At 68.6% G+C, this 25,557-nt stretch carries 23 protein-coding genes and 3 pseudogenes; 16 read left to right on the top strand and 10 right to left on the bottom strand.

Annotated features, from left to right (window positions below; all coding sequences use genetic code 11):
• Positions 1-12 precede the first annotated feature (12 nt).
• Both pruA and H7J06_RS03855 read left to right on the top strand, forming a co-directional pair.
• Complete coding sequence (pruA, locus tag H7J06_RS03860; protein WP_264037161.1) at positions 13-1,653, top strand: L-glutamate gamma-semialdehyde dehydrogenase; 1,641 nt, start codon at positions 13-15, stop codon at positions 1,651-1,653.
• A 3-nt stretch (positions 1,654-1,656) separates the two neighbouring features.
• Complete coding sequence (locus H7J06_RS03855) at positions 1,657-2,619, top strand: proline dehydrogenase family protein (RefSeq protein WP_264037160.1); 963 nt, start codon at positions 1,657-1,659, stop codon at positions 2,617-2,619.
• A gap of 8 nt (positions 2,620-2,627) precedes the next feature.
• On the opposite strand, the gene H7J06_RS03850 is transcribed toward H7J06_RS03855, so the two are convergent.
• A complete protein-coding gene (locus H7J06_RS03850; RefSeq protein ID WP_264037158.1) occupies positions 2,628-3,461 on the bottom strand; it encodes an endo alpha-1,4 polygalactosaminidase in 834 nt (277 codons plus the stop codon).
• Complete coding sequence (locus H7J06_RS03845) at positions 3,428-3,976, bottom strand: NUDIX domain-containing protein (protein WP_264037157.1); 549 nt, start codon at positions 3,974-3,976, stop codon at positions 3,428-3,430. Before H7J06_RS03845 ends, H7J06_RS03850 begins: the two co-directional genes overlap by 34 nt.
• Before the next feature lie 36 nt (positions 3,977-4,012).
• On the opposite strand from H7J06_RS03845, the gene H7J06_RS03840 reads away from it, so the two are divergent.
• From H7J06_RS03840 to H7J06_RS03830, 3 genes are read left to right on the top strand one after another with little or no spacing between them, the layout of a single operon-like run.
• Positions 4,013-5,419, top strand: coding sequence for an acyl-CoA synthetase (locus H7J06_RS03840; protein WP_264037155.1), 1,407 nt, complete (start codon positions 4,013-4,015; stop codon positions 5,417-5,419).
• Positions 5,420-5,421: 2 nt separating this feature from the next.
• Positions 5,422-5,799: a VOC family protein gene (locus tag H7J06_RS03835; protein ID WP_264037153.1), complete on the top strand. Its 378-nt coding sequence runs from the start codon at positions 5,422-5,424 to the stop codon at positions 5,797-5,799.
• Between the two features lie 29 nt (positions 5,800-5,828).
• Positions 5,829-7,082 carry a glycoside hydrolase family 27 protein gene (locus tag H7J06_RS03830; RefSeq protein ID WP_264037150.1) on the top strand — a complete coding sequence of 418 codons (1,254 nt, stop codon included), beginning with the start codon at positions 5,829-5,831 and terminating at the stop codon, positions 7,080-7,082.
• Positions 7,083-7,085: 3 nt separating this feature from the next.
• Here H7J06_RS03830 and dapD read toward each other — a convergent pair whose 3' ends face one another.
• The gene (dapD, locus tag H7J06_RS03825; protein WP_264037148.1) at positions 7,086-8,036 is read right to left on the bottom strand and encodes a 2,3,4,5-tetrahydropyridine-2,6-dicarboxylate N-succinyltransferase; all 951 of its coding nucleotides are present in this window, start codon (positions 8,034-8,036) and stop codon (positions 7,086-7,088) included.
• 70 nt (positions 8,037-8,106) lie between these two features.
• On the opposite strand from dapD, the gene dapE reads away from it, so the two are divergent.
• The 3 genes and pseudogenes from dapE (at position 8,107) to H7J06_RS32785 (ending at position 10,893) form a co-directional block, all read left to right on the top strand.
• Entirely contained in the window at positions 8,107-9,174 is a 1,068-nt protein-coding gene (dapE, locus tag H7J06_RS03820; protein WP_264037146.1) for a succinyl-diaminopimelate desuccinylase, read from the top strand.
• Positions 9,175-9,285: 111 nt separating this feature from the next.
• Positions 9,286-9,876 (top strand): annotated as a pseudogene (locus H7J06_RS32790) (ATP-binding cassette domain-containing protein); the annotation flags it as partial.
• A gap of 15 nt (positions 9,877-9,891) precedes the next feature.
• Complete coding sequence (locus H7J06_RS32785) at positions 9,892-10,893, top strand: ATP-binding cassette domain-containing protein (RefSeq protein WP_443678416.1); 1,002 nt, start codon at positions 9,892-9,894, stop codon at positions 10,891-10,893.
• On the opposite strand, the gene H7J06_RS03810 is transcribed toward H7J06_RS32785, so the two are convergent.
• The 4 genes and pseudogenes from H7J06_RS03810 to H7J06_RS03795 form a co-directional block, all read right to left on the bottom strand.
• Complete coding sequence (locus tag H7J06_RS03810; RefSeq protein WP_264037143.1) at positions 10,890-11,720, bottom strand: type VII secretion target; 831 nt, start codon at positions 11,718-11,720, stop codon at positions 10,890-10,892. The two genes, H7J06_RS32785 and H7J06_RS03810, sit on opposite strands and share 4 nt — an antisense overlap.
• 91 nt (positions 11,721-11,811) lie before the next feature.
• Positions 11,812-12,765, bottom strand: a complete 954-nt coding sequence (locus H7J06_RS03805) for a hypothetical protein (RefSeq protein WP_264037142.1) — start codon at positions 12,763-12,765, stop codon at positions 11,812-11,814.
• On the bottom strand, positions 12,762-15,080 hold the full coding sequence (locus H7J06_RS03800) for a TPR repeat domain-containing protein (RefSeq protein ID WP_264037141.1): 2,319 nt from the start codon (positions 15,078-15,080) through the stop codon (positions 12,762-12,764). Before H7J06_RS03800 ends, H7J06_RS03805 begins: the two co-directional genes overlap by 4 nt.
• Positions 15,081-15,142: 62 nt before the next feature.
• Positions 15,143-16,372: pseudogene (locus tag H7J06_RS03795) on the bottom strand (tetratricopeptide repeat protein); the annotation flags it as partial.
• Between the two features lie 89 nt (positions 16,373-16,461).
• Here H7J06_RS03795 and log point away from each other — a divergent pair.
• The 7 genes from log to H7J06_RS03760 all read left to right on the top strand — a co-directional run bounded on the left by log (position 16,462) and on the right by H7J06_RS03760 (position 22,209).
• Positions 16,462-17,040 carry a cytokinin riboside 5'-monophosphate phosphoribohydrolase gene (log, locus tag H7J06_RS03790; RefSeq protein ID WP_264037140.1) on the top strand — a complete coding sequence of 193 codons (579 nt, stop codon included), beginning with the start codon at positions 16,462-16,464 and terminating at the stop codon, positions 17,038-17,040.
• A gap of 30 nt (positions 17,041-17,070) precedes the next feature.
• Entirely contained in the window at positions 17,071-18,891 is a 1,821-nt protein-coding gene (gene fadD6, locus H7J06_RS03785) for a long-chain-acyl-CoA synthetase FadD6 (protein WP_264037139.1), read from the top strand.
• A 39-nt stretch (positions 18,892-18,930) separates the two neighbouring features.
• The gene (folP, locus tag H7J06_RS03780) at positions 18,931-19,806 is read left to right on the top strand and encodes a dihydropteroate synthase (protein ID WP_264037137.1); all 876 of its coding nucleotides are present in this window, start codon (positions 18,931-18,933) and stop codon (positions 19,804-19,806) included.
• Between the two features lie 73 nt (positions 19,807-19,879).
• Entirely contained in the window at positions 19,880-20,830 is a 951-nt protein-coding gene (locus tag H7J06_RS03775; RefSeq protein WP_264037135.1) for a glucosyl-3-phosphoglycerate synthase, read from the top strand.
• Positions 20,831-20,902: 72 nt separating this feature from the next.
• On the top strand, positions 20,903-21,283 hold the full coding sequence (locus tag H7J06_RS03770; protein WP_264037133.1) for a DivIVA domain-containing protein: 381 nt from the start codon (positions 20,903-20,905) through the stop codon (positions 21,281-21,283).
• The gene (locus H7J06_RS03765) at positions 21,280-21,897 is read left to right on the top strand and encodes a DNA-3-methyladenine glycosylase I (protein ID WP_264037131.1); all 618 of its coding nucleotides are present in this window, start codon (positions 21,280-21,282) and stop codon (positions 21,895-21,897) included. The genes H7J06_RS03770 and H7J06_RS03765 overlap by 4 nt, the downstream gene beginning before the upstream one ends.
• Positions 21,898-22,041: 144 nt before the next feature.
• Positions 22,042-22,209, top strand: coding sequence for a DUF3117 domain-containing protein (locus H7J06_RS03760; RefSeq protein ID WP_069392118.1), 168 nt, complete (start codon positions 22,042-22,044; stop codon positions 22,207-22,209).
• 18 nt (positions 22,210-22,227) lie between these two features.
• On the opposite strand, the gene glgA is transcribed toward H7J06_RS03760, so the two are convergent.
• On the bottom strand, positions 22,228-23,397 hold the full coding sequence (gene glgA, locus H7J06_RS03755) for a glycogen synthase (protein WP_264037129.1): 1,170 nt from the start codon (positions 23,395-23,397) through the stop codon (positions 22,228-22,230).
• Positions 23,398-23,542: 145 nt separating this feature from the next.
• On the opposite strand from glgA, the gene glgC reads away from it, so the two are divergent.
• Entirely contained in the window at positions 23,543-24,757 is a 1,215-nt protein-coding gene (gene glgC, locus H7J06_RS03750; protein ID WP_264037127.1) for a glucose-1-phosphate adenylyltransferase, read from the top strand.
• On the opposite strand, the gene H7J06_RS03745 is transcribed toward glgC, so the two are convergent.
• Together H7J06_RS03745 and H7J06_RS03740 are read right to left on the bottom strand one after the other, a co-directional pair.
• Positions 24,754-24,963, bottom strand: a complete 210-nt coding sequence (locus tag H7J06_RS03745; RefSeq protein WP_264037125.1) for a hypothetical protein — start codon at positions 24,961-24,963, stop codon at positions 24,754-24,756. The genes glgC and H7J06_RS03745 overlap by 4 nt on opposite strands.
• A gap of 20 nt (positions 24,964-24,983) precedes the next feature.
• A pseudogene (locus H7J06_RS03740) lies at positions 24,984-25,557 on the bottom strand (HNH endonuclease); the annotation flags it as partial.

Below are 25,557 nucleotides of genomic sequence, written 5' to 3'. Positions count from 1 at the left end.
GACCCTGATCACATGAGCGCCTTCACCGCCGTCACCGACGTACCCGTCCCCGCCAACGAACCGGTGCTCGAGTACGCACCGGGTAGCCCCGAGCGCGCCACGCTCCTCGCCGAGCTGAGCGCGCTCAACGCCGCCGACCCCGTCGACCTTCCGCACGTGATCGGGGGCAGGCACACCATGGGCGGCGGCGAGCGCATCGACGTCGTCCAGCCGCACCGTCACAGCGCGGTACTCGGCACCCTGACCAACGCCGGCCACGCCGAGGCGACCGCCGCCGTCGACGCGGCGACGTCCGCCAAGCGGGCCTGGGAGGCGACGCCGTTCGACGAGCGCGCGGCGGTGTTCCTGCGCGCCGCGGACCTCCTCGCCGGACCGTGGCGGGCCAAGCTCGCCGCGGCCACCATGTTGGGCCAGTCCAAGAGTGCCTACCAGGCCGAGATCGACGCGTCGTGCGAGCTCGCCGACTTCTGGCGGTTCAACGTGGCCTTCGCCCGGCAGCTCGTGGCGCAGCAGCCCGTGAGTTCCCCGGGGGTGTGGAACCGCACCGACTACCGCCCGCTCGAGGGGTTCGTCTATGCGATCACCCCGTTCAACTTCACCGCGATCGCCGGCAATCTGCCGACCGCCCCGGCCCTGATGGGCAACACCGTCGTCTGGAAACCGTCTGTCACACAGACGTTCTCGGCCTACCTCACCATGCAGTTGCTCGAGTCGGCCGGGCTGCCGCCGGGGGTGATCAACCTTGTCACCGGCGACGGGTTCGCCGTGTCGGAGGTGGTGCTCGCCGACCCCCGGCTGGCTGGCATCCACTTCACCGGCTCGACCGCGACGTTCCAGCACCTGTGGCGCGAGGTCGGCACCCACGTCGACCGCTACGACACCTACCCGCGGCTGGTCGGCGAAACCGGCGGCAAGGACTTCGTCGTCGCGCACTCCTCGGCGCGTCCAGACGTGTTGCGCACCGCCCTCATTCGAGGCGCCTTCGACTACCAGGGCCAAAAGTGCTCGGCCGCCTCGCGGGCCTTCGTCCCGCGGTCGGTGTGGCAGCAGATGGGCGACGACTTCCTCCACGCCACCGACGAGCTGGCCTACGGGGACGTGTCGGATCTGTCCAACTACGGTGGCGCGCTGATCGACCAACGTTCCTTCACCAAGAACGTCAACGCCATCGAGCGCGCCAAGGGTACGGCGGGGGTGACCATCGCGGTCGGCGGCGAATACGACGACGGCGAAGGGTATTTCGTCCGTCCCACGGTGCTGCTGTCCGACGACCCGACCGACGAGGCGTTTTCACGAGAGTACTTCGGGCCGATCCTCGCGGTCCACGTGTATGACGACGACCGCTGGGACGACGTGCTCGGCGTCGTCGACTCCGGCTCCAAGTACGGACTGACCGGCGCGGTGATCGCCGACGACCGGACCGCGGTGCTCACCGCCCAGGAGCGACTTCGCCACGCGGCCGGCAACTTCTACGTCAACGACAAGCCCACCGGCGCCGTCGTCGGGCAACAGCCCTTCGGCGGGTCGCGTGCCTCGGGGACCAACGACAAGGCCGGGTCGCCGCTGAACCTGCAGCGCTGGACCTCGGCACGGTCGATCAAGGAGACCTTCGTGGCGCCGACGACTCACGACTACCCCCATATGAAGGGCTGACCGATGGGCGTCTTCCAGCAGTTCGCACGGCCCGTGATCCTGGCCGCCGCCAGGTCCGACGGTCTGCGCCGCACGGCCGAACGGCTGCCCGTGACCCGCGAGGTGGTGCACCGATTCGTTCCCGGCGAGACCGTCGAACACGCCCTGACCTCGGTTGCGGAACTTCGTGATTCGCGCCGCTTCGTCTCCGTCGACTACCTCGGGGAGGACGTCACCGACGTCGACGCGGCCGACGCCACCGTGCGCGCCTACACCGACCTGCTGAACGCTCTCGGTCAGCGCGGCGAGGCCCCCGAGGGACCGCGCCAGTTGGAGGTGTCGCTGAAGCTGTCGGCCCTCGGCCAGGCGCTGCCTCGCGACGGCGAGAAGATCGCCCTCGAGAACGCCCATCTCATCTGCAGCACGGCACGCGACGTCGGGGCGTGGGTGACGGTTGACGCCGAGGACCACACGACCACCGACTCGACGCTGTCGATCGTGCGCGAGCTTCGCAGTGACTTTCCTTGGCTGGCAACGGTTCTGCAGGCCTATCTGAAGCGCACCGAGGCCGACTGCGCGGAGTTCGCGGCCTCCGGGGCCCGGATCCGCCTCTGCAAGGGCGCCTACGACGAACCCGCCTCGGTGGCCTTCCGCGACGCCGAGGCGGTCACCGACTCCTATCTCAGGTGCCTGCGCGTGCTGATGGCGGGGGACGGCTATCCCATGGTGGCGTCGCATGACCCCGCGATCGTCGACGCCGTGCCCGCCATGGCGCGCGAATTCGCCAGGAGCGTCGACGACTTCGAGTACCAGATGCTCTACGGCATCCGCGACGCCGAGCAGCGTCGGCTCGCCGACGAGGGCAACCACGTCCGGGTGTACGTACCCTTCGGCACCCAGTGGTACGGCTACTTCGTGCGCCGCCTCGCCGAGCGACCCGCCAACCTGACGTTCTTCCTACGGGCGCTGGCCGAGCGGCGGCACTGAGGCGTCGCTCAGCACTGCTGGTAGACGTAGCCGTCGGCACCCTTGGGGACCAGGTCGCGATCCCGCAGAATCGTCAGCGGAGCGCGATCGGGCGAGCCGCACACCTCGTGGAACGGCGCGGGCAGGTCGTCGGCGTACTCGATCTGCAAGACGTGGTCCCCGTACACCTTCCGGTACCGATCGCATTCGCGATACGTTGCGCACTCCTCGGCGACGGCGAAGTCGAAGCCGATCTCCCGCCGGCCAGCCTCGGTCGACTCGGCGGCGTTCTTCTGCCCGATCGCCAGCCCGCGGCCATGGGCGATGTCCGCGAACGAACGCGCCAGCGCGATCGCGCCCGCCCGGTCGACGTCGGAGAACCGGGTGAACGTGTCGAAGTTGTCGACCTCGACGGCGTCGAAACCCTTGTCCGCACAGCCCGACACCACCGGCCCGAGGACGTCGAGTATCGTCGCGCGCTGCGCGGCGGTCGACGGGTCGAGGACGTACTCGTCGGGCCAGTCGGGGTCGGTGACGGGTGTGCCATCGGCGTCGCGTAGCACCGCCGAGCCGTGGTCGCGCAGCCAGCGCTCGCCGTCGCCGGGTTGAGTCTGAAATCCGTTGACGTAGCAGACGTTGTAGGCCCCGGCCAGCGGCGCGGCGGTGGCGTCGCGGGCGACGACGGCCAACCCGGCCATGTCGTACGCCCCGCCGAGCTGGTAGTCGAACGACCCGGTGACCGGCGGCAACCGCACCTCCGCAGACGCGGTGGGCGTCGCGCAGCCCGACAGCGTCGCCGCGGCGAGCAACAGTCCCGCCAACCGGCTCCTCACCGGCGGTCGGCGAGTCGCAGCAGCGTCCACGCCGCGATGCTCTGCGCATCGGTGATGGTGCCGTCGACGATCATGGCGTCGATCCGGTCTCCGGTGAACCACTCGCTGTGCATGTCCTGCTCCTCGAGCTCGCGTTCGTGCTCACCCTCGGTGATCCCGGTCGCGAGGAACACCCAGCCGCGCTGGCTGCTCATCCCCGGGGCGACGTCGAGCTGGCCGAGCACTTCCATCGACTCGGCGCGCAACCCGGTCTCCTCCCGCAACTCGTCGGCGGCGAGGTCGGCGGGCGGCGGTTCGTCGCCGTCCAACGATCCGGGGGCAGTGCCTTGCGGAAATTCCCACCGGCGCAACCCGATGGGGTAGCGGAACTGTTCGACCAGCCGGTACCGGTCCTCGTCTCGGGCGATCACCAGGGCGTACGTCGGTTTGTCGATGACGCCGTAGATGCCGAGGCTTCCGTCGGGCCGGCGGATGTCGTCCTCGCGAACGATCATCCAGGGGTTGCGATATACCTCGCGCGTGCTGACGCGTTCCACGGGATCCACGCGACCAGTATCACCGCCCACGGTAGCGTCGCACCCGTGCTGTTGGCCTCTCTGAACCCGTCGGCCGTCGCCGCCGGCCGCGACCTCGAAGACGCGGTGCGCATCGGAGGGGTGAGCCTGAGCCGAAGCGACCTCGTCGGCGCGGCGACCTCGGTGGCCGAGCGCGTCGGGGGAGCCCGCCGAATCGCGGTCCTCGCCACGCCCACCGCCGCGACGGTGCTGGCCATCGCCGGATGCCTGATCGCCGGTGTCCCCGTCGTCCCGGTACCGGCCGACGTCGGCGAGGCCGAACGCAGACACATCCTGAGTGACTCCGGCGCGCAGGCGTGGCTCGGGGAGCTGCCCGACCAGACCGAGGGGCTTCCGCACGTCCCGGTGCGCCTGCACGCGCGGTCGTGGCATCGATACGCCGAGCCGTCGCCGGACGCCACCGCAATGGTGATGTACACCTCCGGTACGACCGGTCCGCCGAAGGGCGTGCTCATCAGCCGGCGCGCCATCGCCGCCGACGTCGACGCGCTCGCCGAGGCATGGGCCTGGACGCCGGACGACACCCTCGTCCACGGTCTGCCGCTGTTCCACGTGCACGGGCTGATCCTCGGTCTGCTGGGATCTTTGCGCATCGGAAACCGCTTCGTGCACACCGGCAGACCGTCGCCCGCCGCGTACGCGGAGGCCGCGGGATCGCTGTACTTCGGCGTCCCGACGGTGTGGTCCCGGATCGCCGGCGACCTCGACGCGGCGCTGGCCCTGTCCTCGGCCCGGCTGCTGGTGTCGGGCAGTGCGCCGCTGCCCGTGCCCGTCTTCGACCGGTTGGTCCAGCTGACGGGCCACGCGCCCGTCGAACGCTACGGCAGCACCGAATCGCTGATCACGCTCAGCACGCTCGCCGACGGCGAACGGCGACCCGGCTGGGTGGGCCTGCCGCTGGCGGGCGTTCGGACCCGGTTGACGGGCGAGGACGGTGCGCCGGTGCCGCACGATGGGGAATCCATTGGGCGCCTTGAGGTTCGAGGACCCATGCTGTTCGACGGCTACCTCAACCTTCCCGAGGCCACGGCCGCGGCGTTCGGCGACGACGGCTGGTACCGCACGGGCGACGTGGCCGTCGTCGACGCCGGTGGCATGCACCGCATCGTCGGGCGCGAGTCGGTCGACCTGATCAAGTCGGGTGGCTACCGCGTGGGTGCGGGCGAGGTCGAGACGGCGTTGCTCGGGCACGAGGGTGTCGTCGAGGTCGCGGTGGTCGGGGTGCCCGACGACGATCTCGGCCAGCGGATCGTCGCGTTCGTGGTCGGGTCGGCCGAGCCGGGGGCGTTGATCGAGTTCGTCGCCGGGCAGCTCTCGGCGCACAAGCGTCCGCGGGAGGTGCGGATCGTCGACGCCCTGCCACGCAACGCGATGGGCAAGGTCATGAAGAAGGAACTGACACAGGGGGATTGACGATGGGCCTGAGGTGGTCGGAGGTGTGCGTCGACGCTGCCGACGTCGACGCGCTCGCGCAGTGGTGGTCCGAGGTGCTCGGTTGGCCCGCCGAAGGGACCGAGGACGGCGACGTCCGCCTGCGTGCGACCACGGGCCCGGACTGGCTGTTCCTCGAGGTTTCCGACCCCAAGGTGGTGAAGAACCGCATTCACTTCGACCTCACCCCCGACGATCAAGGCGCCGAGGTGGACCGGCTGATCGCTCTGGGCGCACGCCGCGTCGACGTCGGCCAAGGTGTCCAGTCCTGGGTGGTGCTGGCCGATCCCGAGGGCAACGAGTTCTGCGTGCTCTCGGGCCAGGGCCAACCCGCTGCGGGTCCACAGCAAACTCAAGACTGACTCACAGATCGCGATGTCAGTATGACCGCGTGCGTCGTCTGTGGGTGTTGGTGCTCTGCGTCGGCGTGCTGTCCGCGTGCGCGTCGTCGCCGGCCGCCAAACCGCGTCCGACCCAAATCCCGCCGATGGGGTGGAACTCCTGGAACTCCGGAATTCCGCTGACCGAGCAGGCCGTCGAGGACACCGTCGACGCCATGGTGTCCTCGGGCATGCGGGACGCCGGCTACCGGTACGTCAACCTCGACGCGGGCTGGGCCGCGCCCACCCGTGACGCGAACGGCGAGCTGCGCGCCGACCCCGTCAGGTTTCCCCACGGCATCGCGGCGGTGGCCGCCTACGCGCACCAGCGCGGCATGCTCCTCGGCATCTACCACAGCCCGTTCAACCAGGGGTGCGGCCAGGACCCGCGGATCGGCGGCGCCGGACACGAACAAGCCGACGCGCGCACCTTCGCCGCGTGGGGCGTCGACTACCTGAAGTACGACTGGTGCCGGCTCGACGCCGGCCACAACGACCAGGTGAAGTACTTCGCGGCGATGCGAGATGCGTTGCGGGACAGTGGTCGTCACATCATCTACAGCATCAACCCCAACAGTTCGGGGGATACCGACGCCGGCACCGAGTACGACTGGTCCCGCATCGCCGACGTCAGCCGCGACGCCATGGACCTGGTGCCCGCATGGGGCGACGAGGAACTGTGGGCCGAGGGGCTCGCCGGAGTCAGCCAGGCGTTCGCCGCCGCCGGACCCAGCGCGCCCCACGACGGCCCGAGGCACGTCAACGACCCGGACATGCTGGTGGTCGGCATCGGCTGGTCGCAGTTCGTCCGCGGGCACCCCACGATGGCGCTGGGGTCACAGCGGCCCGACCTGACCGACGTCGAACAGCGCGCGCACTTCTCGCTGTGGGCGATGCTGGCGGCGCCACTGCTGGCCGGCAACGACGTGCGGTCGATGGACGAGGACACCCGCAGCATCCTGACCAATCGCGAGGTCATCGCCGTCGACCAGGATCCGCTTGTTCTTCAGGGACTTCCGCTACTTGAGGATCCCAGGATCATCGTCAAACCCCTGGCGGACGGATCGGTGGCGGTGGCGTTGTTCAACTCCGACGCCGTGCCCGTCGCGATTCACACCGACGCACATGCCGTCGGCCTGTCGGGCAGCCAGTGCTTCATCGTTCGTGATCTGTGGCAGCACTCCGAGGCCACCACGGCGGGCGACGTCAGCCAAACCGTCCCCGCGCACGGCGTCGCGATGCTGCGGGTGTCGCGCTGCCGGTAGGCGTCAGTTGGCGTGCAGGGCGTCGTTGAGGGTGATGCCGGTTCCGTCGCGGGACACCACTTCGACCGCCCCGGACAGCGAATTGCGGCGGAACAGAAGGTTGTCGGCGCCCGACAGGTCCTTGGCCTTCACGGTCTGACCGTCCGACGTGGTCACCTTGGTGCCGCCGGTGACGTAGAGGCCTGCTTCGACGACGCAGTCGTCGCCGAGGGAGATGCCCAGCCCGGAATTGGCACCGAGCAGGCACCGCTTGCCGACGGAGATGACTTCCTTGCCGCCGCCGGACAGGGTGCCCATGATCGACGCGCCGCCGCCGACGTCGGAGCCGTCGCCGACCACCACGCCCGCGGAGATCCGGCCCTCGACCATGGACGTGCCGAGAGTGCCGGCGTTGAAGTTCACGAATCCCTCGTGCATGACCGTCGTCCCGGATGCCAGGTGGGCGCCGAGGCGCACCCGGTCCGCGTCGGCGATGCGGACGCCGGTCGGCATCACGTAGTCGACCATCCGCGGGAACTTGTCGACGCCGTAGACGGTCACCGGCCCACGCCGTCGCAGCCGCGCGCGCGTCAGTTCGAATCCCTCGACCGCGCACGGGCCGTAGTTGGTCCACACCACGTTGGCGAGCAACCCGAAGACGCCGTCCATGTTGGCGCCGTGCGGGGCGATGAGGCGGTGTGACAGCAGATGCAGACGAAGGTAGGCGTCGAACGCGTCGACGGGCTTGTCGTCGAGTGAGGCGATGGTGGTGCGCACGATGACCGTCTCGACGTCGCGTTCTTCGTCGCGGCCGGTCAGGTCGCCCAGCTCGTCGGTCACCTCGGCCACCGACAGCCGATTCGTCCCCGTCGTCGCGTCGTCCCCGTCGCCGATTTCCGGCTCGGGGAACCAGGTGTCGAGAATCGTCCCCTCGGCCGTGATGGTGGCCACGCCCACGCCTGATGCTGAAGTCACGGTCCCAAAGGCTACTGGATTGTCATCCCCGGTCGCTTCGCTCTTCCCGCCGGAACTAACCTCGACGACTGTGGGCCTGGACTTGCGAGCCGATCCGATCGAACTGACCGCCGCGCTGGTGGACATCCCCAGCGAGTCGCGGCACGAGCAACGCATCGCCGACGAGGTCGAGGCCGCCCTACGCGCACAGGCGCCTGGTTACGAGGTGATCCGCAACGGCGACGCCGTCCTGGCCCGCACCAACCTCGGGCGGCCGTCGCGCGTGATTCTCGCTGGTCACCTGGACACCGTGCCCGCCGCGGACAACGTGCCCAGCCGCCGCGTCGGCGACGAACTGTTCGGCTGCGGTACGTCGGACATGAAGTCCGGCGACGCGGTGTTCCTGCACCTGGCCGCCACCGTCGCCGAACCGTCGCACGACGTCACGGTGGTGATGTACGACTGCGAGGAGATCGAATCCAGCGCCAACGGACTCGGCCGCATCGAGCGCGAGTTGCCCGAGTGGCTGCGGGCCGACCTCGCGATTCTCGGGGAACCGTCCGGCGGGTTCATCGAAGCCGGTTGCCAGGGAACCATCCGCGTCGTCGTCCGGGCGAGGGGCACCAGGGCGCACTCGGCGCGCTCGTGGTTGGGTGACAACGCCATTCACAAGCTGGGTGCCGTGCTCGACCGGCTGTCGTCGTACGAGGCGCGCAGCGTCGACGTCGACGGCTGCACGTACCGCGAGGGATTGTCCGCAGTCCGCATCGACGGCGGCATCGCCGGCAACGTCATTCCGGACGCGGCGTCGGTCACGGTGAACTTCCGCTTCGCGCCCGACCGCAGCGTCGAACAGGCCGAGGCGCACGTCCGCGAGGTGCTGCACGGACTCGACGTCGACGTGGAACGCACCGACGCCGCCCCCGGAGCGCTGCCCGGCCTTACTAAGCCCGCCGCCGCGGCACTGGTGCGTGCGGCCGGCGGACAGGTGCGGGCCAAGTTCGGCTGGACCGACGTCGCGCGCTTCGCCGCGCTTGGCATTCCCGCAGTCAACTACGGTCCCGGCGACCCGAACATGGCCCACCGGGTCGACGAGCGCGTGGACGTCACGCAGATCACCGCGGCCACCGAGATGCTGCGCCAATATTTGGTTGACTGACGCCGCTACCATGGATTCCATGCTGGGTGACGACCTCTCCGGATAGCTCGGAGCTTCTCTTCCGTCGTCCTCGCCTGCCCTAGATCAGGGCACCAGCAAGAAAGCCCTTCCATGTCTTCCCTCGTTTCGTCACGTCTGTCGTTCGGCTGGGCCGACGACATCTCACTGTTCGAAGACCTGTCCTTCACCGTGCCGGGTGGCCGCACAGGTCTGGTCGCACCCAATGGGGCTGGCAAGAGCACGCTGCTCAAACTCGTTGCGGGAGAACTGCGTCCGACTGCCGGAAGTGTCGTCGTCGACGGCGCCGTCGGGTACCTGCCGCAGACGTTGCCGTTCGAGGCTCACCGGACCGTCGCCGAGGTCCTTGGCGTCGCACCCGTCGTCGCGGCGCTGGACGCCCTGGCCGCCGGTGACGCCTCCGACGCGGTGTTCGCGACCATCGGCGACGACTGGGACGTCGAGGAGCGACTGCGGGCCCAACTCGACCGCCTGGGGTTGGCGCACCTGGCGATGGATCGGCGCCTCGGCTCCCTCAGCGGCGGCGAAGTGGTGTCGGTGGGTCTGGCGGCCCAACTGCTCAGACGGCCGGACGTCCTGCTCCTCGACGAGCCGACCAACAACCTCGACGTCGAGGCGCGCCGACGGTTGCATTCCGCGCTCGACGACTTCGGCGGGACGCTATTGGTCGTCAGCCACGACAGGGTCCTGCTCGATCGGATGGATCGCATCGCCGAGTTGCATCGCGGTGAAATACGTTTCTACGGCGGGAGTTTCACCGACTACGAGGCCGCTGTCGACGCCGCCCGACAATCCGCCGAGTCGGACGTCCGCAACGCCGAGCAGCTGTTGAAGCGCGAGAGGCGGCAGATGCAACAGGCCCGCGAGCGAGCGGCGAAGCGTTCGGGGACCGCCGCGCGCAACGTCAAGGACGCCGGGCTGCCGAAGATCGTGGCGGGCAAGCTCAAACGCGACGCCCAGGAGTCGGCGGCCAGGGCCGACGACGTCCACGGCAAGCGGGTCGACGACGCGCGAAGTCGGCTGGATCAGGCCGAACGTGCCCTGCGCGACGACGACGTCATCGTGCTCGACCTGCCCGAGACCGACGTGCCCGCGGGCCGCACGGTGCTGACCGCACGAGGTCTTCGAGTTCGGGTCGGGACCCGTGACCTGTTCGCGGACAAAGGAATTGATCTGGACATCCGCGGGCCCGAACGCATCGCGTTGACCGGAGTCAACGGGGCGGGCAAGTCCACGCTACTGAGACTGTTCAGCGGTGACCTGCTGCCGGAGCGGGGCGAGGTGCAGCGTGCCGAAGGACGGATCGCCTACCTGTCGCAACGGCTCGACCTGCTCGACCCCGAGCGCAGCGTCGGCGAGAGCTTGGCCGCCTTCGCTCCCCGCCTGACACATACCCGACGCATGCATCTGTTGGCGCAGTTCCTCTTTCGCGATGATCACGTCGACCTACCCGTGGCGGCGCTCTCGGGTGGGGAGCGGCTCAGGGCAACGCTGGTCTGCGTGCTCAACGCCGAACCCGCCCCGCAACTACTGCTTCTCGACGAGCCGACCAACAACCTCGACCTGGTCAGCACGAGCCAGTTGGAGGCGGCGCTGAACGCCTATCGGGGCGCCTTCGTGGTGGTCAGCCATGACGAGAGCTTCCTCGGCGCGATCGGCGTTCAGCGCAGGCTGCACCTCGCCGACGGCGTGTTGTCCTAGAGGGAGGACTGTTGCGGCCGTGTCTGCGCGGGCTGCGGACGCTCCGGTGCGGGGGGCGCCACGGGAGCAGGGCCGGCGTCGGTGGAGCGACCGGGCTGGGCGCCGTCGCCGTGGGCCGGCGGCCGCTGGTGCGCGCGTTCCTCCTCGGCTCGCTTCTCGGCGGCCTCGGCCTCCTCGCGCTTGCGCTCCTCGGCGTCACGGGGCTCGTCCGCGTCGGCCTTGTCCTCGCGGGCCTTGGCCAGCTCCTCGGCAGCCGAACCCTTGCCGGCCGACCCGGCCATGCCCTGGATGCCCTGCATGATCTGCTGCGGCAACTGGGTGAGACCTTGCGCGAGCCCCTGCACGGATTGCGCCATGCCCTGGGCGATTTGGCCGACCTGCTGGCCCACCTGGCTGGCCATCTGGCCCGCCATCTCGGCACCGCCGCCACCGGCTGCCGCGCCAGCGCCTGTCCCACCGGCGCCGGTCGCGCCGGTTGCGCCTGCGCCTCCGCCGGCTGCTCCGGCGCTCTCCAGTGTCTCGGCCGCGGCCCTGAGCTTGGCCGCACCTTCCTGGTCGCCCTGGGCGTACAGCTTGTCGGCCTTGCCGAGGAGCTCCGCGATGGTGTCGCTGGAGCCCTTCGTGGCCTGAAGCGTGTTCCCGCGGCTCTGGGTCACGCCGTCGAGGGCGTTGTTCACCGAGAACGCGATGTTGCCGAACGAGCGGGCGACGTCGGCCGCCTGTGGGCCGCCCGGCCCGGTCAGCTGTGACAGCCCGGTGGCGACCTGCGAGTGGATCTCGGCCAGTGGTGCCAGGCCGTTGCCGTCCAGGGTGAATTCGCCGCCCATGATGGTCCTCTCTTGGTGCGCGTCAATCGATTCTATGGGCGACGCAGCCGGCATTGGAGCGGCAGTTTGCTTGCGTCGGTGACTACTTCGCCTAGTCGGGCCAGCCGGGTGTCGCCGGGTTCACCGTCGGCGGTTTCACGAGCGTGGTCTGTGCGCGTGCCGCGCGTTGTGCAGCGTCGAGCGGATAGCGGTCGAGACAACGTTGCCGCATCGCCGTCTCGGCGTCCTGTGCTTCGCGAAATTGGCCCTGTTGTTCAGGGCTGCCCTGGATCAGATCGGGATGATCGCTGTCGGACCAACCCCCGACGCCGAGTGCCCCCGTGACGAACCATGGGCCGAAGACGTCGGTTTGTGGTGCGGGTAGCGGGCCGCTCTGTGGGGTGTCGGGTGAGGCTGGTGCTCCCGGGGCCAGGCGCGAATCGCGGGAGCTGAACTCGATCCGCCAGACCTTCATGTTCTCGACGTCGGTCGGCTGAAACCCGGGGTAGGACTTGACGGGTACGTACTGCGATGCGCCGCCGGCTTGCTTGTAGGTGTCGAAGGTCGCGTCGCAGACGAATGCGCGAAAGCCGTCGGGGATGGGCTCGGTCTGAAGCACGTCCAACTCTTCGTTTCCGACGATTCGCTGGCCCGGGTCGTCGAAGGTCGACGGGCCTCGCGGCATGCGAATTTCACGCTGTGCATACGGCGTCTCCAGCAGCTCGGTCGAGCCGGGCTGGACGGGCGACGGGGTGGCCCGCTCGAAACCCGGGTACCCGGCCTTCGCGTCATCGGTGTACTCGACGACAATCCGGGACTCCAAATAGGCGCGCAGCGGTACTGCCCAGCCCGTGGTCAGCTCGAAGTTCGGATCGGCGTACCACCGAAAGCGGAAGTCCTCGAGCTTCTCAGGCCACTGGTAAAGGCGTTGCGCATTAGGCGATGCCGACGTGGGCGGTGCCGTTGGCGTTGATCGGCAACCCGCGGCCGCGACGAGGAGGGTCAGCCCCAGTTGCAGCGCAATGCGGCCCAGTGACGTGACGCGTGACTCGGTCAGCTGACTCATCCCTCCGGTGGCTTGATCTTGTCGAATTCGCCCTCCGACACGTAGATGGATGCTTGGTAGGCCTCCGACCACTTGATGTAGGGGAACTCGTTGCGCCCTGCGACCTTCGAAAGGTAGTCGTCGATGAGGTATTGCGGAGTGCCAGGCGGTAGCACGCCGCTCTGAGCCGTTGGACCCAAGCCCGACAGGTCGCCGATCTTCTCGTGGACGAGATACGCTGCGACGGAACGTGTCACCTCGTCCATGTCGTGCAACGGCATCGGCGTCAACGTCCCTGCCGTCGGCTGTTGGCCGACGAAGAGTTCTCTCAGCGGATCCCCCGGAAGACCGTCGTAGACGTCGACGGAGTCCTTGAGGCCCGGGACCGCCGCCGCGATGTCGTGAATGCTGTCGTACCACTCGCCTCTCTTGTTCCAAGTTTCCATGGAGGCTTCGTAGTTGCTCTTGCCCATGTCGAGCTGATGGATGTACTCGCCCATGTCTTGCGCGCCAGTGAGCTTGCCCGCGGCCGCCAGCAGATCTCCGTCGGGAATGCCCGTGTGCGCAAGGTTCTGGGAGTATTCGGCCACGATGTCTCGCCACGTTGCCGTCGCGTGGTCGTTGAAGCTCTTCTCAGCCGTCGGATCGGAGTCGATCACGGCGAACAGGCCGCGCATATTGTTGGCATTGGCCCCATTGTCGAGCTTGTCGAAGCCCTGAGTGCCGTCGATGTTGACGCCCGTCATGTCGTCGATGTAGGGCTTGTTCGCCTCGGCCAATGACTGCACCAAGTTGGGGTTGACCTCCCCGAGCGATTCCTTGCCGCCGTTCATGTTGAGCAGGTCCTGGTACTTCTCACCGGCGTAGGCGTCGAACGCGTGCATGGTCTGACCGGCGCGCGCGGAATGGTCTGTGGCGTCTGGAAACAACTCACCGGCTGCCTTGCCGTCGTCGGCCCAGTCGTGCTGGTACACGTCGCTAATGAAGTCGTTGTCGGGCGAGTGGCCGTCCACGCCGGCGAACGCATCGTGCACAGCGATCGGGTCGTGTGACGACGCTGAAATCAAGTCTTGCAGCGTCGGGTCCAGGTGTTCGTGGCCCCAGGCCGTACCCAGGCCTGGATTGGGTCGATGGTCACTGTCGTAATCGCTTAACAGTTCGCGGGATTCGGCGAGCATGCCCTCGTTCAGGGCGCTGCTGCGCTGGACGTCGTGATCTCCATAGTTCGAGATTGCAGCGATGTCGCGATACTCGTCGAGGAACTTGTAGGGCTTGTTGGGATCGGGCAACTCGATGTGGGGCTTGCCGTCGGCGCCGATGACCTGTTCGGGCACCGGCGAATTCTTGAGCGGGGCGTCGAAGACGTCCTTGATGCTCGTTGGCAGGTTGTCCTTGCCGCCCGTCGGCGGAACGTAGCCGGGGTCGCCGGGCTTTATCGACGGGTCGACGGAGGTCTTGACGGCGTCGGACCCGACCAGGTGTAACGCGTTGGACACCGCCTTGGCGTCGGCTGGCGGAAGGCCGTCGAGAGTGGCCTTGATCTCGGCGGGCGACTTGCCGTCGAGCGAATGGGACAGGCCGTTGAGGTAGGCCATTCGTTCGGGAGGGATGGTCAAATTGCCCTGGTCAAGCGCCGTCTTCTGCTCAGGTGTGAGAGTGGTTGCGTCATGTAACCGCTTTTCCTCTTCGGGAGACAGCTTTCCGTCTGACAGCGAGTCGCCGTCCTCTCGTCCCTGGTCACCGCTCTCTTCGGTCTTCTTCTTCTCGTCTTTGTCCTTCTCGTCTTCGTCGTCACCCTTGACACCGAGAACGCCGTCGCCGACCCCCTCCTTCGGCGCGAACTTCTGATTCCCCAGCGCCTCGTACTCCCCGCCGAGCCCGCGAATCTTGCCGCCGATGGTGGCGAGGTCCCCGTTGGACTTGGCGACGACCTCGCGGAGCTGCCCCAGCCCCTTGTTCACGATCTGCATCACCATCTGGTCGTGGTTCTTGCCGGGGGGCACGGCCGCCGCGCCGTCGACGACCCACTTGCGAATCGTCTCCAGGTTCTGGCGGCCGGCCGCCACGACCTGAGACGACGCGTTCACGTGGTTGCTCAGTTGCTGATCCAGCGAGGCCAGCTGAGCGAAGACCTTGCCGTGGTCGGCGTTGGCGGTGTGATAGGCCGCGGCGGCGGCGCCGGTCCAGCGCGACCCGGGGGCGGCCGACTCGACCGTCGACTGCATGTCGCGCAGTGGCCCGCTCTTGTCGAACTGCTCACCCGTGGCGGGAACGCCCTGGCCGAAGGTCTCGCGAGCGTTGGACCACGTCGCGATGAACCCGTCCAGAACACCCACCGACAGCCCCCTTGCGTATGCGAACGCCCAATTCTAAGTCCGCTCGACTACCCGTCATCGCGTCAACTTCGCGCGTGCCGCCGGGCGTCGGCGGCGACCCCGCGCATGCCGATCGCTTCGAAGCCGTTTGCTGCCGCCTCGAGGCCGTCGGCGTCTCTCGCCGTGAGGGCCCGCGCGTAGGCCAGTGCCAGCGGCCGGACGGCGCAGTCCACGGTCAACCGTTCGACGGCGTCGCCAGCCCTCGTGTCGCCCAGGCGTACCGCGTCGACCAGCGCCCGAAGGGCGATCGCCGACTGGCCCCCACGCTCGGCGGCGCGGGCCGCCTCTCGTGCCGCGTCCACCGCTCCAGGCGAGTCCCGGCGCGCCGCCGCCGTCCAAGCCCGCGCCACCGACAGCTCCGGTGCGAACAGCATCGACTTGAGTCCGTGGCGGGCCTCGGCCTTCGCCAGGATGCGTCCCGCGTCCGCGGTCCGACCCAGCTGACCGAGCGCCTGCGCCAACAACATCCACGCCAACGGTCCCCACGAGTATCCGGTCGGGGCCAGTGCGGCGGCCGCAGCCTCCAGCGTCGGCACCGCGTCGGCCGGGTCCCCGCGAGCGATCAACACGTCGGCGACGAGAAGCCCGCCGATCGCGTGGCTCGGGTGCGACGGCGGCGACGCGTCGACGAGCTCCTGCGCCAGGTCTTGGGCGCGGTCCAGCTCACCCGACATCACCAGGGCAGTGGTCTGGCCGAATGCACTGGTGAAGCGCAGCAGGCCGGGATGACCCGCGGCGATCGCCCGCTCGGCGAGCTGGTCGACGTCGGCGAAGTTGCCCATCCTGGCGTTGCAGAGCGCCGCCGCGGACGCGGCCCAGCCAACGGCTTGCCGCTCGGCGGTCGGTGAGCTCAGCACCTCGCGCGCCAGCTGGATCGCGCGTTCCGGGCTGCCCGCGTTCATCGTGAACGTGCCCAGCAGGGCGTCCACCGTCGCGCCGGCTCCGGCGGAGGTCAGCCTGCCGCGCACCGTGTGCAGGAACGCGGTCGCGCGTTCGGGCTGATCGAGCATCCAGAACTGGTTGGCCGCCCGGGGGAGGGCCCATGCCATCAAATCGGTGTCGTCCAAGGCGGATTCGTCCACTTCCGACATCACCGCGTCCGCGTCGCGTCCTCGGCCCTGCCACGCCAATGCCTGAGCCAGGGTCAGCCGGGCCGCGAGCGATCCCTCGTCGCGCAGCGCCGCACGTCCCAATTCCTCGGCGACGGCGAGGTCGCCCCGCGCCAAGGCCTCCTCGGCTGCGGCCGTCCCATCTGGTCCGTCGGACACCGCCGCAGTTTATGGGGGTTCAACCTGGCTCCATCGGCGAAATCGACGAGCCGCGTCTCGGGTACTTTGCATCCGTGCCCGCAGACTCTTCAGAAGACCCAGAATCACGCGGCCCGTGGGCGGTCTGCGTGTATTGCGCCTCCGGTCCCACCCATCCGGAGTTGCTGAAGTTGGCCTCGGCCGTGGGAGAGGCGATCGCCGACCGTGACTGGACGCTGGTGTCCGGCGGCGGAAACGTCTCGGCGATGGGCGCGGTGGCTGGCGCCGCCCGGGCGCACAACGGCCGCACCGTCGGGGTGATCCCCAAGGCGCTCGTCCACCGCGAACTCGCCGACGTCGACGCCGAAGAGCTGATCGTCACCGACACCATGCGCCAGCGAAAGCAGGTCATGGAGGACCGGGCCGACGCATTCCTGGTGCTGCCGGGCGGCATCGGCACGCTGGAGGAGTTCTTCGAAGCGTGGACCGCGGGCTACCTCGGCATGCACGACAAGCCGATCGTCATGCTCGACCCGTTCGGCCACTACGACGGGTTGCTTGCGTGGTTGCGCGGATTGGTCGGCACGGGATACGTCGGCACGGGTGCGCTCGACCGGCTGATCGTCGCCACCGAGGTCGGCGAGGCGTTGGACGCATGCGCACCTCTCGTGTGACCGTTGCCACGACGCGGTTATGGTTGCGTCGTGAGCGACGAGAAATCCGGTACCCGCAGTAACGTCGGCCTCCTGGACATCGCCCCGCGGTTGCCCGGACTTCTGAAGGACGCGCCGGTCATCGCCCGCGGCGTCGTCACCGGTTTCCTGGCTCGGCCGACGGCGAAGACCTCCATCGGCAAGGTGTTCCAGGAGCGGGCCGCCCGCCATGCCGACAAGACCTTCATCAAGTTCGACGACCAGCAGCTGAGCTACCGAGAGTCCAACGAGACCGTCAACCGCTACGCGGCGGTGCTGGCCTCGCGCGGCGTCGGGCCCGGCGACGTCGTCGGCGTCATGTTGCGCAACTCGCCGCACTCGGTGTTGTTGATGCTCGCGGTCGTCAAGTGCGGGGCCGTCGCCGGAATGCTGAACTACCACCAGCGCGGCAAGGTGCTGGCGCACAGCATCGGTTTGCTCGACGCCAAGGTCGTGGTGGCGGAGAACGACTTCATCGACCCGATCGGTGAAAGCGAGGCCGACACCGACGGGCTGATGACCCTCGACGAGCTGATCCAGCAGGCCGCCTCCGCGCCGGCCACCAACCCGGCCAGCGCAAGCGCCGTCCAGGCCAAGGACAAGGCGTTCTACATCTTCACCTCGGGCACCACCGGGATGCCCAAGGCCAGCGTCATGACCCACTACCGCTGGCTGCGCGCACTGGCCGGCTTCGGTGGGCTCGGCATGCGCTTGACCACCGACGACACCCTGTACTGCTGCCTGCCGCTCTACCACAACAATGCGCTGACGGTGGCGCTGTCGTCGGTGCTCAACTCGGGGTCGACCATCGCGCTCGGCAAGTCGTTCTCCGCGTCGAAGTTCTGGGACGAGGTCATCCGCCACGACGCGACGGCCTTCGTCTACATCGGCGAGATCTGTGCCTATCTGCTCAACCAGCCGCCCAAGCCCACCGACCGCAAGCACCGCGTCCGCGTGATCGCGGGCAACGGCCTGCGCCCCACGATTTGGGACGACTTCACCAAGCGGTTCGGCATCGCGCGGGTCTGCGAGTTCTACGCCGCCAGCGAGGGCAACACCGCCTTCCTCAACGTGTTCAACGTCGACAAGACCACGGGCATCTGCCCGTCGCCGATCGCCTTCGTCGAGTACGACGACGAGACCGGCGAACCGGCCCGCGGCGACGACGGCCGCGTGCACAAGGTCAAGACCGGGCAGCCGGGTCTGCTGCTGTCGAAGGTCAGCAACTTCCAGCCGTTCGACGGCTACACCGACAAGGAGGCGACCGAGAAGAAGCTGGTGCGCGACGCCTTCAAGAAGGGCGACGTCTGGTTCAACACCGGCGACCTGATGCGGTCACAGGGCTTCGGCCACGCCGCCTTCACCGACCGGCTCGGCGACACGTTCCGGTGGAAGGGCGAGAACGTCGCCACCACCGAAGTCGAGGCCGCCGTGTCCACCGACCCGCAGGTCGAGGAGGCGACGGTGTTCGGCGTCGAGGTCGAGGGTGCTGGTGGCAAGGCCGGCATGGCGGCCATCCAGCTCAAGGACGGCAAGGAGTTCGACGGCAAGGCGCTGGCCAAGGCGGTCTACGAACACCTGCCCGGATACGCCGTCCCGCTGTTCGTCCGCATCACCTCCGAACTGGCCCACACCTCGACGTTCAAGAGCCAGAAGGTCGACCTGCGCAAGCAGGGCTACGGCGGCAGCAGCGGGGAGGGCGACGAGGACGCCGGCGAGACCGGGGATCTGGACGACCCGATCTACGTGCTGGCCGGCCGCGAGGAGGGGTACGTCGAGTTCTACGACGAGTATCCGGCCGAGGTCGTGGACGGCAAACGCCCCAAGTCCTGACCACGACGCGCCCCGTGGCCGAGCCGTAGCCTGGAACGCATGCAGGCGACGTATCTGGGCCGTCCCGTGGCGGGTGATCGCGCCTTGATCATGGCGATCGTCAACCGGACGCCGGATTCGTTCTACGACCGGGGTGCCAACTTCACCGACGAGGCCGCCAAGGCGGCCGTGCACCGGGTCGTCGAGGAGGGCGCCGACGTCGTCGACGTCGGCGGCGTGAAGGCCGGGCCTGGCGACGCGGTCGACGCCGACGAGGAGATCGCTCGCGTCGTCCCGTTCATCGAGTGGTTGCGCGGCGCGTACCCCGACCAGCTGATCAGCGTCGACACGTGGCGCGCGGCCGTCGCCAAGCAGGCGTGCGCGGCCGGGGCGGACATCATCAACGACACGTGGGGCGGGTCCGATCCCGGTCTCGCGGCCGTCGCCGCCGAGTTCGGCGCCGGACTGGTGTGTTCCCACACCGGCGGCGCCGTCCCGCGGACACGGCCGTTCCGCGTCAACTACGGCCTGTCCGAGCGGGGCGTGGTCGACGACGTCGTCGCCGAGGTGACCTCGGCCGCCGAGCGTGCGGTCGCGGCAGGCGTCGCGCGGGACGCCGTGCTGGTCGATCCCACGCACGATTTCGGTAAGAACACTCACCATGGTCTTAGTTTGTTGCGCCACGTAAAAGACCTTGTTAACACTGGATGGCCCGTCCTGATGGCCCTGAGCAACAAGGATTTCGTCGGGGAGACTCTGGGAGTGGGCTTGACCGAACGCCTCGAGGGAACTCTGGCCGCGACCGCGCTCGCCGCGCAGGCGGGCGCTGCCATGTTCCGGGTCCACGAGGTGGGGTCCACGCGACGCGTCCTGGAAATGGTTGCGTCGATCCAGGGCGTGCGTCCACCGACGCGGACCGTAAGGGGACTGGCATGAGCACCCGAGGACGAGAGCGAGCGAGGATCGCAGCAAGGGACGAGCAAGGACCGGAACGAGCAGGAGTCGAGCGATGAGCGTGGTACCCGAACTCGACGCCGTGGAGGCCATCGCAGAACACCGTTGGCTGACCGACCACACGTGGCGCCGGCCGCAGTGGACCGTCGCCGAACTGGAGGCCGCCAAGGCCGGTCGGACCATCTCGGTGGTCCTTCCCGCGCTGAACGAGGAGGAGACCGTCGCCTCGGTGGTCGACACCATCACGCCCCTGCTGGGCGGACTGGTCGACGAGATCGTGGTGCTGGACTCCGGTTCGACCGACGACACCGAGATCCGCGCGGTCGCCGCCGGGGCCAGGGTGGTCAGCCGCGAAGCCGCGCTCCCGGAAGTCGCGCCGCAGCCCGGCAAGGGTGAGGTGCTGTGGCGATCGCTCGCCGCCACCACCGGTGACCTGGTCGTCTTCGTCGACTCCGACCTCATCGACCCGGACCCGATGTTCGTGCCCAAGCTGTTGGGCCCGCTGCTGACCACCGACGGCGTGCACCTGGTCAAGGGCTTCTACCGTCGACCCCTGAAGGTCAGCGGCAGCGAGGATGCCAACGGCGGTGGCCGGGTCACCGAGCTGGTCGCGCGGCCGCTGCTGGCCGCGTTGCGCCCCGAGCTGACGTGCTTGCTCCAGCCCCTGGGCGGTGAGTACGCGGGCACCCGCGAACTGCTCACGGCGCTGCCGTTCGCGCCGGCGTACGGCGTCGAGATCGGGCTGCTCATCGACACCTACGACCGGCTGGGGCTGGACGCGATCGCCCAGGTGAACCTCGGCGTTCGTACCCACCGCAACCGCCCGCTGACCGAGCTGGCCGCGATGAGCCGTCAGGTGATCGCGACGCTGCTGTCCCGCTGCGGGGTGCCGGACTCCGGTGTCGGCCTGACCCAGTTCTTCGCCGACGGCGAGGACTACACAGCCCGCACGTCGACCGTCTCGCTGGCCGACCGCCCGCCGATGGCCACGCTGCGCCCTCGCTAGATCCTGGGTCGCCGCGCTCCTGCCCGCCGTCCGCTAACCCCACTGTCATAGGGGTCAGGCAGTATCGACGTCGTGACGTTGATCCTGCTGTACCTGGTGGTCCTCATCTTGGTCGCCGTCGTGCTCTTCGGCGTCGGCAGCGTGCTGTTCGGTCGCGGGGAGCGGTTGCCGCCGCTGCCCCGCGGGACCACCGCCACCTTGCTGCCTGCCTCGGAGATCACCGGCGCCGACGTCGAGGCGCTGAAGTTCAGCCAGACGCTGCGCGGCTACAAGGTCGCCGAGGTGGACTGGGCGCTCGACCGGCTCGGTCAGGAGGTCGACCAGCTGCGCGGTCAGGTGGCGGCGCTTCGGGCCGCGTACGGCGTCGACGACTTCGTCGCGGAGTCCGACGCCGACGCCGACGCGGCGATCGAGGAGCACGCGGTGGCCGGCGAGGGGCGGGACGAGCCGTGAGCGCCGTCCTCGACCCCGACGGCCGAACGCGTTGCAGTTGGGCAGATTTCACCGGCGAGCGCTGGGCGGCCGACGACTCCGTGCTCTACCGCAACTACCACGACACCGAGTGGGGCCAGCCGCTGCGCGGCGACCGAGAGCTGTTCGAACGGATGACGCTGGAGGCCTTCCAGAGCGGGCTGTCGTGGCTCATCATCCTGCGCAAGCGGGACAACTTCCGGCGGGCCTTCCAGCGTTTCGATGCCGACGTGGTCGCCCGTTTCGGCGACGGTGACGTCGAGCGGTTGATGGCCGACGCCGGGATCGTGCGCAACCGCGCCAAGATCGAGGCAACCATCGCCAACGCACGCGCGGTGGCCGACCTCGACGTCGGACTGAGCGAGTTGCTGTGGTCGTTCGCCCCGGAGTCGCGGCCACGCCCGGCCACCATGTCCGAGGTGCCCTCGACCACCCCAGAGTCCACGGCGATGGCGAAGGAACTCAAGCGACGCGGCTTCAAGTTCGTGGGCCCGACGACCGCGTATGCCCTGATGCAGGCGACCGGAATGGTCGACGACCACCTGGCGTCCTGTTGGGTTCCCACCGTCGCGCAGAGCGCCACACTCGGCGTCTAACCCGGGTCTTTGCACATCCACTGGCCCGGATAGGGAACAATGGTCCGGAGATCAGTTCAGTGCCGAGTGCTGTCGCCGAGTGGGCAGTCTCGGCCCCGACCCGTTTCGCGGACGCGGAACGGAGCACGCGGAAGGGAGCACTCGATGGCGGCGATGAAGCCCCGGACCGGCGACGGTCCTCTAGAAGCAACCAAGGAGGGGCGGGGCATCGTGATGCGAGTACCACTGGAGGGTGGCGGGCGTCTCGTCGTCGAACTGACTCCCGACGAAGCCGCCGCACTCGGCGACGAACTGAAGAACGTCACCGCGTAATCGCCGCCGGATGGTCCGCTAGCTCGAGACCATCCGATAGATCTCGAGGGTCTGCTCGGCAATGCGCTCCCAGGAGAATTCGTCGATGCACCGCTGGCGGCCGGTGCGGCCGAATTGGGCCGCCCGTTCGGGATCGGCGATCAACGCATTGACCGCGTTGGCCAGGCGGGTCTCGAAACCCGCCGCGTCGGCGGCGTCGTAGTGCACCAGCAGGCCGGTCTCGCCCTCCGCGACGACCTCGGGAATGCCTCCGACGTCGGACGCGACGACCGCCGTGGAGCACGCCATCGCCTCCAGGTTCACGATGCCCAGCGGCTCGTACACCGACGGGCAGACGAAGACCGTTGCCGCGGACAATATTTCGCGAATCTGGTCGGTCGGAAGCATCTCCTGCACCCAGAAGATGCCGTCGCGTGAGGCGGCAAGCTTCTCCACTGCGCCGCCCACCTCCGCGGCGATCTCCGGGGTGTCCGGCGCGCCTGCACACAACACCAGCTGCACCTCCGGGGCGAATTGATGCGCCGCGGCAACCAGGTGGGCGACACCCTTCTGCCGCGTGATGCGACCGACGAACGCCACGATGGGCCGCGTCGGGTCGACGCCGATGCGCTCGAGGGTGCCCAACGCTCCGTCGGTGTCGGGATACCACTTCTCGGTGTCGATGCCGTTGCGCACCACGTGCACACGATCGGGATCAAGGGCCGGGTAGGTGGCCAGTACGTCCTCGCGCATGCCCGAGCTGACCGCGATCACCGCGTCGGCCGCCTCGACCGCGGTGCGTTCCACCCACGACGACACCCGGTATCCGCCGCCGAGTTGTTCTGCCTTCCACGGCCGCATCGGCTCGAGGGAGTGCGCCGTCAACACGTGCGGAATGCCGTACAGCATCGCGGCGAGATGACCCGCGAGCCCGGCGTACCAGGTGTGCGAATGCGCGACGGTCGCGCCGGCCGCGGCGTTGACCATGACGAGGTCGGCCGACAGCGTCGTCAGGGCGGGGTTGGCGCCGCTGAGCGCGGGGTCTGCCGCGGCGACGTAGACGTCCGGCTCGTCCGGCCGCGGTGCCCCCATGCAGTGCACGTCCACGTCGCACATGTTCTTGAGTTGGGCAACCAGTTCGGTGACGTGTACCCCCGCGCCGCCGTAGACCTCCGGTGGGTACTCCCGTGTCATCATCGCCACTCGCATGTGCACGACGGTAGTTCACGGCCGCCGTGCAGTGAGCGAGTCGGACCCAATTGTCTTGACCGACAGTCCGACAGCAGTTCGGTCAATCGTGTCGGAATAGCGTGAATGCCTAGCCGCGGTCTCTACGGGCCGATAGGTTTGACCCATGAGGGAATTGCCAACCGTTTTGGGCATCGTCCTGGCAGGCGGCGAAGGCAAGCGGCTATACCCGCTGACCGCGGATCGGGCGAAGCCCGCGGTTCCCTTCGGCGGTGCCTATCGGCTCATCGACTTCGTCCTGTCGAATCTGGTCAACGCTCGCTACTTGAAGATCTGTGTTCTCACGCAATACAAGTCGCATTCGCTGGACCGCCACATTTCGCAGAACTGGCGGTTATCGGGGCTTGCCGGGGAGTACATCACCCCCGTTCCCGCGCAGCAGCGACTCGGACCGCGGTGGTACACGGGGTCCGGTGACGCGATCCTGCAGTCGCTCAACCTCATCTACGACGAGGATCCCGATTACGTCGTCGTGTTCGGCGCCGACCACATCTATCGGATGGATCCCGAGCAGATGCTGCAGTTCCACATCGAGAGTGGAGCGGGCGCGACCGTTGCCGGCATTCGGGTGCCGCGCGCGGAGGCGACGGCATTCGGGTGCATCGACTCGGATGAGTCCGGGCTGATTCGCGCGTTCGTGGAGAAGCCGGCCGATCCGCCGGGAACCCCCGACGATCCCGAGATGACGTACGCCTCGATGGGCAACTACATCTTCACCACGAAGGTGCTCGTCGACGCCATCCGCGCGGACGCCGACGACGACGACTCCGACCACGACATGGGTGGCGACATCATCCCGCGTCTGGTCCGCGACGGCATGGCCGCGGTATACGACTTCAACGACAATGAGGTGCCCGGGTCGACGGAGCGCGACCACGGCTACTGGCGCGACGTCGGCACGCTGGACGCCTTCTACGACGCGCACATGGACCTGGTGTCGGTCCACCCGATCTTCAATCTGTACAACCGGCGCTGGCCGATCCGCGGCGAACCGGAGAACCTGGCCCCCGCCAAGTTCGTCAACGGCGGTTCGGCGCAGGAGTCGGTCGTCGGGGCGGGCAGCATCGTCTCGGCTGCCTCGGTGCGTAATTCGGTGTTGTCGTCCAACGTGGTGATCAACGACGGCGCCATCGTCGAGGGCAGCGTCATCATGCCCGGCGTGCGCATCGGGCGGGGTGCCGTGGTGCGCCACGCAATCCTCGACAAGAACGTCGTCGTCGGACCGGGTGAGCACGTCGGAGTGGATCTGGAGCGCGACCGCGAACGTTTCGCGATCAGTGCCGGTGGCGTCGTGGCCGTCGGCAAGGGCATCTGGATCTAGTGCTGGTGTCGTCCCGGCCGTTCATGCCGGGGCACCTTCGGGGTGTTGGTGACGGTCTTGCCCTTGCCGGCAACGGTCGACAACGCGCGACGACAGCGCGGACAGATCGGCTTGCCCGCGATGTCGACCGTCCACGGCTTGCCGCTGCCCATGCACGTCTTGTCGCCCGGGCCTGCTCCGCGACCGGCCGAATCCTTGTCCTTCACCCGAACAGTATGAGGCGTCGTCAGGCGGCGTTGCGCCAGGCGAGGTGGTCGGCGAAGGCGACTTCGACGATGCTGCGGCGGTTGCCGGGTCGGCCGGGCAGGGGTGGTGCGGTGGACTGGTGGCGGGCACCGGTGGGGGTGACGATCTCGCAGGTGTGGGTGCCGTCGCGGTCGCGGTGGTTGCTCACCCGCCAACCGGGGGCCTGTTTGTCGTAGTTGCACCCCGCGCAGGTGCCCCGCCCGTTGACTGCGGTGGTCGGTCCGCCCGTGGCGTGGTCGACGGCGTGGTCGGTGTGGCGGATCGGGGCGTCGCAGTACGGGGTGCGGCAGGTGTCGTCGCGCACGGCGATGAACCGGGTCAGGCCCTTGGGGAAGGCCCGGGCGCGGGACTCCATCGCGATCAGGGCGCCGGAGTCGGGGTGGCGGTACAGCCGCCGCAGTGTCGCGTGTGACCGGTCGTCACTTACGGCGCGGTTGACCAACTGGCACGCCACCGCCGCGGGAATCGGCCCGTAGCCGGGTGACCGGTCGTCACTTACGGCGCGGTTGACCAACTGGCACGCCACCGCCGCGGGAATCGGCCCGTAGCCGGGT

It is taken from the genome of Mycolicibacterium hodleri (assembly GCF_025822245.1).
Classification (GTDB): Bacteria; Actinomycetota; Actinomycetes; order Mycobacteriales; family Mycobacteriaceae; genus Mycobacterium; species Mycobacterium hodleri.
The sequence above is the reverse complement of the archived record's forward strand: the minus strand, read 5'-3'. Positions and strand labels throughout refer to the sequence as shown.

Coding starts and splice junctions, on each gene's coding strand:
- pruA (WP_264037161.1), top strand. CDS start 13: ATGAGCGCCTTCACCGCCGTCACCGACGTACCCGTCCCCGCCAACGAA.
- H7J06_RS03855 (WP_264037160.1), top strand. CDS start 1,657: ATGGGCGTCTTCCAGCAGTTCGCACGGCCCGTGATCCTGGCCGCCGCC.
- H7J06_RS03835 (WP_264037153.1), top strand. CDS start 5,422: ATGGGCCTGAGGTGGTCGGAGGTGTGCGTCGACGCTGCCGACGTCGAC.
- H7J06_RS32785 (WP_443678416.1), top strand. CDS start 9,892: ATGGATCGCATCGCCGAGTTGCATCGCGGTGAAATACGTTTCTACGGC.
- H7J06_RS03810 (WP_264037143.1), bottom strand. CDS start 11,720: ATGGGCGGCGAATTCACCCTGGACGGCAACGGCCTGGCACCACTGGCC.
- H7J06_RS03805 (WP_264037142.1), bottom strand. CDS start 12,765: ATGAGTCAGCTGACCGAGTCACGCGTCACGTCACTGGGCCGCATTGCG.
- folP (WP_264037137.1), top strand. CDS start 18,931: ATGCAGGCGACGTATCTGGGCCGTCCCGTGGCGGGTGATCGCGCCTTG.
- H7J06_RS03775 (WP_264037135.1), top strand. CDS start 19,880: ATGAGCGTGGTACCCGAACTCGACGCCGTGGAGGCCATCGCAGAACAC.
- H7J06_RS03760 (WP_069392118.1), top strand. CDS start 22,042: ATGGCGGCGATGAAGCCCCGGACCGGCGACGGTCCTCTAGAAGCAACC.
- glgA (WP_264037129.1), bottom strand. CDS start 23,397: ATGCGAGTGGCGATGATGACACGGGAGTACCCACCGGAGGTCTACGGC.
- glgC (WP_264037127.1), top strand. CDS start 23,543: ATGAGGGAATTGCCAACCGTTTTGGGCATCGTCCTGGCAGGCGGCGAA.